The organism is Bradyrhizobium cosmicum, assembly GCF_032290525.1.
GTDB classification, from domain to species: domain Bacteria; phylum Pseudomonadota; class Alphaproteobacteria; order Rhizobiales; family Xanthobacteraceae; genus Bradyrhizobium; species Bradyrhizobium cosmicum_A.
The window spans coordinates 197,020-206,104 of the sequence record NZ_JASXTA010000016.1; the positions used below are offsets into that span (position 1 = coordinate 197,020).

A 9,085-nucleotide genomic window follows, 5' to 3' on the forward strand; every position below is an offset into this window, starting at 1 on the left:
GAGGGGCGCGCGGCTTTCCCGAAGGGACGCATCATCACGATGGCCGAACGATATCAGGACAGACCGTTTCCCTCCGATGACTATGGTCGCGGTGGCGACCAGCATGGGAAGGTGGACAACGATCCGTTGGCCGAGCTCGCCCGCCTGATCGGACAGACCGATCCGTTCGCTACGCAGGGCAGACCCAGCGCGCACCCGCCGGCGGTGCCCGCCCAGCACCATCAGGACCACGACTATTCGCAGGACGATTATCAGCAGGATGACGCCGAGCAGGCCCCGCCGTCTCCACCCGGGCCGCCGTCATGGATGCGGCGCGCCAACGTGCAACCGCAGCCGGCGCCCGAGCCCGACTATCCCGTCTCCGTGAACCCGGTTCATCCATTGCATCGCTATTCAGCCCAGCCGACCGCGCCCGAGCCTGATTTCCATCAGGCGCAGGCCTATCAGGATAACGCGTACCAGGATCAGGCCTATCAAGCTCAGACCCATCAAGCTCAGGATCAGGCTTACCGGCAGCACGATCAAGCCTACCAGGAGCAGGCCTATCAGGAGCCGCATCAGCAGCCCGATCCGTCGCGTTACGATGATGCGCTCTATGGACGGCTGGAGACAGGCGAGCAGGATTATCAGCGCGATCCGGCTTATCCGGACGACCCCTACGCCTTCCAGAGCGACTATCCCGAGGCCGATCTCGACGAGCCTAAGAAGCAGCGCGGCGGCATGATGACGATTGCGGCGATCCTCGCGCTCGCTGTGGTCGGCACCGGCGCTGCCTTCGCCTACAAGACCTATGTCGGTTCGCCTCGCAGCGGCGAGCCGCCGATCATCAAGGCTGACAACACGCCGACCAAGATCGTGCCGGCGCCGACCGACTCGGCGACCAAGGTACCGGATCGCATGGCGATCGGCGACGGTTCCGAGAAGATCGTGCCGCGCGAAGAGGCGCCTGTCGACGTCGCGGCCAAGGCAGGCGGTCCCCGCGTGGTGTTCCCGCCGCTGAACCAGAACGCGAACCCGCCGCCGGTGGCGAGCGTATCGCCATCTACGGTGCCGCCGCCGAGCGCAGGTCCTGTTCCGAGCAACGGCACGTTGCCGGCCAACACGCCGCGCGCGATCAGGACTGTGGCCGTGAGGGGAGATCAGACCGATAGCGCCACGCCGCAATCGGCTGCGGCCAAGCCGACGGCCGTCGCGCCGAAGCCTGTTGCCGCGCCCGCCGCACCGGCCGCGCCGCGCAATCCGCCGACCTCGGCCAATGCCAGCGCCAACCAGCCGCTGTCGCTGGCGCCGCAATCGGCACCGGCCGCAGAGCCACCGCAGCGGATGGCGGCGACCAACCCGACGCAACTCGCGCCCACCGGCAGTGGTGGTGGTTATATCGTGCAGGTCTCCTCGCAGCAGAGCGAGGACAGCGCCGCCGCATCCTACCGGGTGCTTCAGGGCAAGTACGGTAGCGTGCTCGGATCGCGCGCGCCGGTGATCAAGCGGGTCGATCTGACCGACAAGGGCAAGGGTATCGTCTACCGCGCCTTCGCCGGGCCCTATGGTTCCGCCCAGGAAGCGTCGCAGGCCTGCAACAATTTGAAATCCGCAGGCATGTCCGACTGCTTCGTCCAGAGGAATTAACGGCCGTTTCCTTGACCCTCTCGCGGGGCAGGGTTAATCGGCCGTTATGAGCACGCGGGCCTTCATTACCGGCGTATCCGGAACAGAACTGACCGCCGTCGAGCGGACGTTTATCCGTGCCGAACGTCCATGGGGCTTCATTCTCTTCAAGCGCAATGTCGATACGCCGGCACAAGTTGCTGCACTGGTTGCGGAATTGCGGGCCGTTGTGGGTGCCGCCGACGCCCCGATCCTGATCGACCAGGAAGGCGGGCGGGTGCAACGCCTGGGCCCGCCGCACTGGCCGGTCTATCCGCCGGGCGCGATTTTCTCGACCCTGTACGATACTGATTCGGCGCTGGGATTGATGGCGGCGCGCCTCAGCGCCCGCCTGATCGCCGCCGATCTCGCCGATCTCGGCGTCACCGTGGACTGCTTGCCGCTGGCCGACGTGCCGGTGGCGGGCGCCGATGCCGTCATCGGAAACCGGGCCTATGGCACCGAGCCCGGCAAGGTCGCGGCGATTGCTCGCGCGGTCACCGAGGGCTTGGAGCAGGGCGGCGTTCTGCCGGTTCTGAAGCACATTCCCGGTCATGGCCGCGCCACCGCCGACACCCATTTCAAGCTGCCGACCATCGATACACCCCGGGACGAGCTGGAACGAACCGACTTCGCGGCGTTCAAGCCGCTTGCGGACCTGCCGATGGCCATGACTGCACATGTTGTGTTTAGCGCCGTCGACCCCGCCCATCCGGCGACGACTTCTGCGACAATGATCGCTCAGGTGATTCGCGGCGCGATCGGGTTCCAGGGTTTGTTAATGAGCGATGACGTGTCGATGAACGCGCTGTCGGGGACTATCGCCGAACGGACTCGCGCCATCTTCGCGGCCGGTTGCGACGTGGCCCTGCACTGCAACGGCAACATCGAGGAGATGCGCGAGGTCGCCGGCCAGACACCCGAATTGTCGGGCAGGGCGCTGGAGCGGGCGAACGCCGCGCTTGCAGCGCGCAAGGCTCCGCAGCCGTTCGACCGGGCGGCCGCACGCGTCGAACTGGACGCATTGATCGCACGGGCAGACACGGCATCCGCATGAGTGCAGAAATCCTATCGTTTGAAACCGGGCGGCCCGCAGAGCTCGCCGAGGGTGAGCCGGCGCTGGTGGTGGACGTCGAGGGCTACGAGGGCCCGCTCGACCTGCTGCTTGCGCTGGCGCGGCAACAGAAGGTCGACCTCGCCAAGATCTCGATTCTGGCGCTGGCCGACCAGTATCTCCACTTCATCGAAGCCGCGCGAAAGATCCGGCTCGAACTCGCTGCCGACTACCTCGTCATGGCGGCTTGGCTCGCCTTCCTGAAGTCGCGCCTGCTGTTGCCGGAGCCGCCGAGCGCGGAAGGCCCGAGCGCGGAACAGATGGCAACCGCGCTCGCCAACCGTCTGCGCCGGCTCGAAGCCATTCGCGAAGCCGCCAACCGGCTGATGAACAGGCCGCAATTGCAGCGCGACATCTTCCCGCGTGGCGAGCCCGAGCAGATTGCGGAGATCAAGCATCCGAAATACACCGCGACGCTGTACGATTTGCTCACCGCCTATGCCGCCCAGCGCCAGTCGCGCGTGCTGGCGAGCGTACATCTGACCAAGCGCACGGTGTGGTCGCTCGCCGAGGCGCGCGCCACGCTGGAGCGGCTGGTCGGCAGCATCAGCGAGCAGGATGACTGGGGCGTTCTCGACGACTTCCTGGTCCGCCACGTCGCCGATCCGACGCAGCGTGCGACGGTATTCGCCTCGAGCTTTGCCGCCGCGCTCGAGCTGGTGCGCGAAGGTCAGCTCGAGCTGAACCAGAAAGAGGCGTTTGCGCCGATCTATTTCCGGAAGGGGCGCCCGAAACCGGTCGTGGACGCAGCTCCTGCGCCCGATGCGCCGGTCGGTTAAGTGCAAGAAGGAGAATCTGCCATGGCAAGCCTGGCTGAAGTGCGGGTAGAAGAGGCCGAGCCGATGGAGAACGAATCCCAGGCACGTCCCGAGGAATTGCGGCTGCTGGAAGCGCTGCTGTTTGCGTCGAATGAACCGCTGGACACCGCGACGCTGGCCAAGCGCATGCCTGAGGGCGTCGATGTCAAGGCTGCGCTCGAGCAGCTCCAGGCCGACTATGCCTTGCGCGGGGTGAACCTCGTGCGCGTCGCCAACAAATGGACCTTCCGTACCGCCGGCGATCTCGCCTGGCTCATGACGCGCGAGAGCCACGAGACCCGCCGTCTGTCGCGTGCCGCGATCGAGGTGCTGGCGATCATCGCCTATCACCAGCCGGTGACGCGCGCCGAGATCGAGGAGATCCGCGGTGTCGTTACCTCGAAGGGCACGCTCGACGTGCTGCTGGAGACCGGCTGGATCAAGCCGCGCGGCCGCCGCAAGACGCCCGGCCGTCCCTTGACCTTCGGAACCACCGAGGACTTCCTGTCGCAATTCACCCTGGAACAGCTCGGCGATCTTCCGGGCCTGGAAGAGTTGAAGGGCACTGGTCTGCTGGATTCGCGTCTGCCGACCGGATTCAGCGTGCCGACACCGTCGGATGACCCGGCGCTGCGCGAGGACGAGGACCCGCTGGAACCCGGCGAGGATCTCGATCTTGCTCTGGCGCCTGCGGTGGAGCCCGAGGCGCCGGAAGACGGCAATGAGGGCGGCGAGGGCGGCAGCGAGAACTGATCTTCCCGGTCTTCTACGGGGCGCCTGCGGCCAGTTAACACTAGCAAGATTACGTAGCGCCGAGAGCGAATTGGCGCTGCCTTGGTCCTTGTTTTTGAGGCCTGCCGCGCCTAGGTTTCGGGGAAGATCGGCCGGGTCCCCGGCCAAGCGTGTTTGGAGGGTTGCAGGATGGGTTCGCTTAGCATTTGGCACTGGATCCTGGTGATCGCAGTCGTCCTGCTGCTGTTCGGCCGCGGCAAGATTTCGGATCTGATGGGCGACGTGGCGCAGGGCATCAAGGCGTTCAAGAAGGGCATGCAGGACGACGACAAGGCCGCCGACAAGCCCGAGCCGGCCAAGTCGATCGAGCACAATGCCGCGCCGACTGCGGCCCGGTCCGACGTCGGCAGCAAGGCCGTCTGAGCAGAGTACGCGAGACGCGGGTGGCAGCCCTGATCCTGTGCGCAAGGATTGGGCCGGTCGCGGCTGGCGTGAACGGAAGACCTCATGTTCGACATCGGGTGGAGTGAACTGGTCCTGATCGGGGTCGTGGCCCTGATCGCCATCGGCCCGAAAGAGCTGCCGGGCGTGCTGCGCATGGTTGGACAGTGGATGGGCAAGGCCCGCAAGATGGCCGCCGAATTCCAAGGACAGTTTCAGGAAGCGATGCGCGAGGCCGAGATGGCCGACCTCAAGAAGAGCTTCGACGAGGTCAAGGAAGCGGCTTCCGGTTTTGCCGGCAACAATCTGATGACTTCGCTCCAGAAGGACGTCAGTGACGCGCTCCGCGTCGATGCGCTGGACAAGCCGGCCGAGACGACGACGACAACTGCCGTCGAACCGCTGGCAACTTCAAGTGAAGCGCCGGCGACGTCAAGTGACGCGCCGACAACTCCGACCACTCCCGAAGCGCCGACGCCCGAGACCTTCGTGGAGGCCGAGGCGCACGCGGCCGTCAACGAGCCGCTCGCCATCACCCGTGAGGTCGAGCCGCCACCGGTTGCGCAAGACACCGCGCCATCCGAAGCAATCAAGGACGCCAAAGCGTCATGAGCGACGCCGATATCGAGGCCAGCAAAGCCCCTCTGATGGATCATCTGATCGAGCTGCGGTCGCGGCTGATCAAGGCGCTGCTCGGCTTCGGCGTGGCCTTCATCTTCTGCTTCTTTTTCGCCAAGCAGATCTACAACGTGCTGGTCTGGCCGTTCGTGTGGGTCGCCGGTCCCGAGAACTCGAAATTCATCTACACCGCACTGCTGGAATATTTCATCACCCAGCTCAAGCTCGCGCTGTTCGGCGCCGGCTTCATCTCGTTCCCGATCATCGCGTCGCAGATCTACAAGTTCGTGGCGCCAGGGCTCTACAAGCACGAGAAGCAGGCCTTCCTGCCGTATCTGGTCGCGACCCCGTTCTTCTTCGTGCTGGGCGCGGCGCTGGTCTATTTCGTGGTGCTGCCGATGCTGGTCCGGTTCTCGCTCGGCATGCAGCAGGCTGGCAGCGACGAGACCGCGCAGATCCAGCTGCTGCCCAAGGTCGGCGAATATCTGTCGCTGATGATGTCGCTGATCTTCGCCTTCGGCATCGCCTTCCAGCTCCCGGTGATCCTGACGCTGCTCGGCCGGATCGGCATCGTCTCGGCAAAAATGCTACGGGAAAAGCGCCGCTATTTCATCGTGATCGCCTTCGTCATCGCAGCCGTGCTGACGCCGCCCGACATACTTAGCCAGTGCTCGCTCGCGCTCCCGCTGCTCTTGCTCTACGAGGGCTCGATCATCGCGGTCGGGATGGTGGAGAAGAAGGCGGCGACCTCGCAGGCCGCCACCGGCACCGACGTGTCGACGCCGGCGAATCCTGCGGAATAAGAGCGGCCAAACTTTCCAGTGTCATTCCCCGCGAAGGCGGGGAGTCCCGTACGCCCTATCGGGGAATCACCGCCGTCTATGGAATACTGGGTCACCCGCCTTCGCGGGTGACGACAGCTGTGCTAGTGGAGGCCCGTCGCGAAAACGACAGGCATGATCGCTAGCCGTTCGCCCAATGCGCCCAGGACCACTCCTATGCACGACATCAAATCGATCCGCGACAACCCACAAGCCTTCGACGCCGGCCTTGCCCGGCGTGGCCTCAAGCCGTTGTCGGCGTCGCTGCTGGCGATCGACGAGACGCGGCGCGCGGCGATCCTGGCATCGGAGCAGGCGCAGGCGCGGCGCAATGCAGCCTCCAAGGAAATTGGCGACGCCAAGAAGGCCAAGGACGACGCCCGCGCGGCCAAGCTGATGGTGGAGGTCGCCGAGCTCAAGACCACGATGCCGGAGCTCGAAGCGGCCGCGAAGGCCACCGACGAGGAGCTGACGAAAGAGCTGTCCGCGATCCCGAACATTCCGTTCGACGAAGTGCCCGACGGTATCGACGAGCACGGCAACGTGCAGCACCATGTGTTCGGCAACAAGCGCAACTATTCGTTCGCGCCGAAGCTGCATGACGATCTCGGCACCGCGCTCGGCTACATGGATTTCGAGGCGGCGGCCAAGCTCTCCGGCGCGCGCTTCGTCGTGCTGAAGAAGGGACTGGCGCGGCTCGAACGCGCGATCGGGCAGTTCATGCTGGACCTGCACACCAACGAGCACGGCTACACCGAGATCAACCCGCCGCTGCTGGTGCGCAACGAGGTGATGTTCGGCACCGGACAATTGCCGAAATTCGAGGACGATCAATTCTGGGCGATCAAGGGCGAGCTTCTTGCCTCGCCCGACCATGAGCGGCTGAAGACCGAGCGCCTCGGCCTCATCCCGACGGCAGAGGTCTCGCTCACCAATCTCGTTCGCGAATCCATTCTCGACGAGAAGCAGCTGCCGATGCGGCTCACCGCGCTGACGCCGTGCTTTCGTGCCGAGGCGGGCGCCGCGGGGCGCGACACCCGCGGCATGATCCGCCAGCACCAGTTCACCAAGGTCGAGCTGGTCTCGATCACGACGCCGGAGGCGAGCAAGGACGAGCTGGAGCGGATGCTGTCCTGCGCCGAACAGGTGCTGCAGAAGCTCGACCTGCACTACCGCGTGATGACGCTCTGCGCAGGAGATATGGGTTTCTCGTCGCAAAAAACCTACGACATCGAGGTCTGGATGCCCGGGCAGGGCGACGGCGGCATGTTCCGCGAGATTTCGAGCTGTTCGGTCTGCGGCGACTTCCAGGCGCGGCGCATGGATGCACGCTCGCGCGGGCCGGACGGCAAGCCGCGCTTCGTTCATACGCTGAACGGTTCCGGCACCGCGGTCGGCCGTGCGCTGATCGCCGTGATGGAGACTTATCAGCAGGAGGACGGTTCGATCGCAGTCCCCAGCGTGCTCCAGCCCTATATGGGCGGCCTCAAGGTGGTCGCGCGCGAATGAAGCATTGCTCGCCTGGTAACGGCGAAACGTTTGGTTGCGAAGATCGAGCGGCCCGTTATCCTGCCGGCCACCCGTCAATGCGAACCGCCCCCTTCATGGCCTTGCACCGCGACATCTTCTGGGTCGGCAAACAATGGGCGGTAACGGGGGCCGGCATCCAAGCCGTCGACCACCGCCTGCACGGCGTGCTCGACATCGGCATTGCGCGGCTCTGGGATGACGACCTGGTGCGGAGCCGACGGGCCAAGCCCGGTGTGAATGCCGCTGACTTCGATGCGGCGCTGTCGGTGGCCCGCGAACGCTTTCCGCAGACGCCGGAGTCCGAGCCGTTCATGGCGCAGCTGGAAGCGCTCGGCGTCATCGAGGCTCCCGCCGTAAGCCCGGTCGTGCCGGCGATGACGCTGCGCGCCGAGGGCCGGCTCGCACGCTTCCTGCCGCAATGGCGCGTCCGGCGCTAGCCGGGGCAGGCTGGGAACCTGACGCCGGCCCTTCGGCTGGTTTGCCTGATCGCCCCCGGCCGGATAAGACGGCTCAGACCTGCTCTCTGGAATCGATCCCCGCATGCGCATTCTCTGCACCAACGACGACGGCATCCACGCCCCCGGCCTCAAGGTCGTGGAGGAGATCGCCAAGGCGCTGTCCGACGACGTCTGGGTGGTCGCGCCCGAGCTCGATCAATCCGGCGTCTCGCATTCGCTGTCGCTGAACGATCCCTTGCGGCTGCGCGAGGTCGGTCCGCGTCACTTCGCGGTGCGCGGCACGCCGACCGACTGCGTGATCATGGGGGCACGCCACATCCTCGGCGCCAAGTTGCCCGATGTCGTGCTGTCGGGCGTCAACAAGGGCCGCAATGTCGCCGAGGACGTGGTCTATTCCGGCACCATCGCCGGCGCGCTGGAAGGCACCATTCTGGGGCTGCCGTCGTTTGCGCTGTCGCAGGAGTTCAGCGTCGAGACCCGCGAGCGGCCGCTGTGGGACACCGCGCGCAAGTTCGCGCCCGATATCTTGCGCAAGGTGATCGCCGCCGGAATCCCGAAGGATACCGTCATCAACGTCAACTTTCCGGCCTGCGCGCCGGAGGATGTGCTGGGCATCCGCGTGACGCGCCAGGGCAAGCGCAATCTCGGCTTCCTCAAGATCGACGAGCGCAGGGACGGCCGTGGCAATCCCTATTTCTGGATCGGCTTCGAGCGCGCCGCGATGATGGATACGCCAGCCGACGGCACCGATCTGGCGGCACTCCGCGAGCGCTATGTCTCGGTCACGCCGCTACGGCTCGACCGCACCAATGAGGCGTTTTCCGAAGCGCTGAGCGCGACACTCAAATAGCGGCTAAAGCGTGATGGCATTAAGTTCGATAGCCTGAATTTTTGAGATAGTTGGCGCATTCCTCGGGTGTGAAAGCGTCG

General features: G+C 65.4%; 10 protein-coding genes. All 10 read left to right on the top strand.

Features of this window, described 5'->3' with window-relative positions; all coding sequences use genetic code 11:
• Positions 1-39 precede the first annotated feature (39 nt).
• Positions 40-1,626 (top strand): SPOR domain-containing protein, encoded by a 1,587-nt coding sequence (locus tag QSV46_RS27005; RefSeq protein ID WP_314958606.1) that lies wholly within the window; start codon positions 40-42, stop codon positions 1,624-1,626.
• Between the two features lie 46 nt (positions 1,627-1,672).
• Positions 1,673-2,701, top strand: coding sequence for a beta-N-acetylhexosaminidase (nagZ, locus tag QSV46_RS27010; RefSeq protein ID WP_314958608.1), 1,029 nt, complete (start codon positions 1,673-1,675; stop codon positions 2,699-2,701).
• Positions 2,698-3,537 (top strand): ScpA family protein, encoded by an 840-nt coding sequence (locus QSV46_RS27015; protein ID WP_314958610.1) that lies wholly within the window; start codon positions 2,698-2,700, stop codon positions 3,535-3,537. Before nagZ ends, QSV46_RS27015 begins: the two co-directional genes overlap by 4 nt.
• A gap of 21 nt (positions 3,538-3,558) precedes the next feature.
• Positions 3,559-4,308, top strand: a complete 750-nt coding sequence (gene scpB / locus QSV46_RS27020; protein ID WP_314958612.1) for an SMC-Scp complex subunit ScpB — start codon at positions 3,559-3,561, stop codon at positions 4,306-4,308.
• A gap of 168 nt (positions 4,309-4,476) precedes the next feature.
• Positions 4,477-4,710, top strand: coding sequence for a twin-arginine translocase TatA/TatE family subunit (locus QSV46_RS27025; protein ID WP_314958614.1), 234 nt, complete (start codon positions 4,477-4,479; stop codon positions 4,708-4,710).
• Between the two features lie 84 nt (positions 4,711-4,794).
• On the top strand, positions 4,795-5,340 hold the full coding sequence (gene tatB, locus QSV46_RS27030) for a Sec-independent protein translocase protein TatB (RefSeq protein WP_314958616.1): 546 nt from the start codon (positions 4,795-4,797) through the stop codon (positions 5,338-5,340).
• Positions 5,337-6,149, top strand: a complete 813-nt coding sequence (gene tatC / locus QSV46_RS27035; protein ID WP_314958618.1) for a twin-arginine translocase subunit TatC — start codon at positions 5,337-5,339, stop codon at positions 6,147-6,149. Before tatB ends, tatC begins: the two co-directional genes overlap by 4 nt.
• A 195-nt stretch (positions 6,150-6,344) precedes the next feature.
• Positions 6,345-7,676 carry a serine--tRNA ligase gene (gene serS / locus QSV46_RS27040; RefSeq protein ID WP_314958620.1) on the top strand — a complete coding sequence of 444 codons (1,332 nt, stop codon included), beginning with the start codon at positions 6,345-6,347 and terminating at the stop codon, positions 7,674-7,676.
• 95 nt (positions 7,677-7,771) lie between these two features.
• A complete protein-coding gene (locus tag QSV46_RS27045) occupies positions 7,772-8,134 on the top strand; it encodes a hypothetical protein (RefSeq protein WP_314958622.1) in 363 nt (120 codons plus the stop codon).
• A 103-nt stretch (positions 8,135-8,237) separates the two neighbouring features.
• Positions 8,238-9,005 (top strand): 5'/3'-nucleotidase SurE, encoded by a 768-nt coding sequence (surE, locus tag QSV46_RS27050; protein WP_314958624.1) that lies wholly within the window; start codon positions 8,238-8,240, stop codon positions 9,003-9,005.
• Positions 9,006-9,085: the final 80 nt, after the last annotated feature.

Coding starts and splice junctions, on each gene's coding strand:
- tatC (WP_314958618.1), top strand. CDS start 5,337: ATGAGCGACGCCGATATCGAGGCCAGCAAAGCCCCTCTGATGGATCAT.
- scpB (WP_314958612.1), top strand. CDS start 3,559: ATGGCAAGCCTGGCTGAAGTGCGGGTAGAAGAGGCCGAGCCGATGGAG.
- QSV46_RS27015 (WP_314958610.1), top strand. CDS start 2,698: ATGAGTGCAGAAATCCTATCGTTTGAAACCGGGCGGCCCGCAGAGCTC.
- QSV46_RS27025 (WP_314958614.1), top strand. CDS start 4,477: ATGGGTTCGCTTAGCATTTGGCACTGGATCCTGGTGATCGCAGTCGTC.
- tatB (WP_314958616.1), top strand. CDS start 4,795: ATGTTCGACATCGGGTGGAGTGAACTGGTCCTGATCGGGGTCGTGGCC.
- nagZ (WP_314958608.1), top strand. CDS start 1,673: ATGAGCACGCGGGCCTTCATTACCGGCGTATCCGGAACAGAACTGACC.
- surE (WP_314958624.1), top strand. CDS start 8,238: ATGCGCATTCTCTGCACCAACGACGACGGCATCCACGCCCCCGGCCTC.
- QSV46_RS27005 (WP_314958606.1), top strand. CDS start 40: ATGGCCGAACGATATCAGGACAGACCGTTTCCCTCCGATGACTATGGT.
- QSV46_RS27045 (WP_314958622.1), top strand. CDS start 7,772: ATGGCCTTGCACCGCGACATCTTCTGGGTCGGCAAACAATGGGCGGTA.
- serS (WP_314958620.1), top strand. CDS start 6,345: ATGCACGACATCAAATCGATCCGCGACAACCCACAAGCCTTCGACGCC.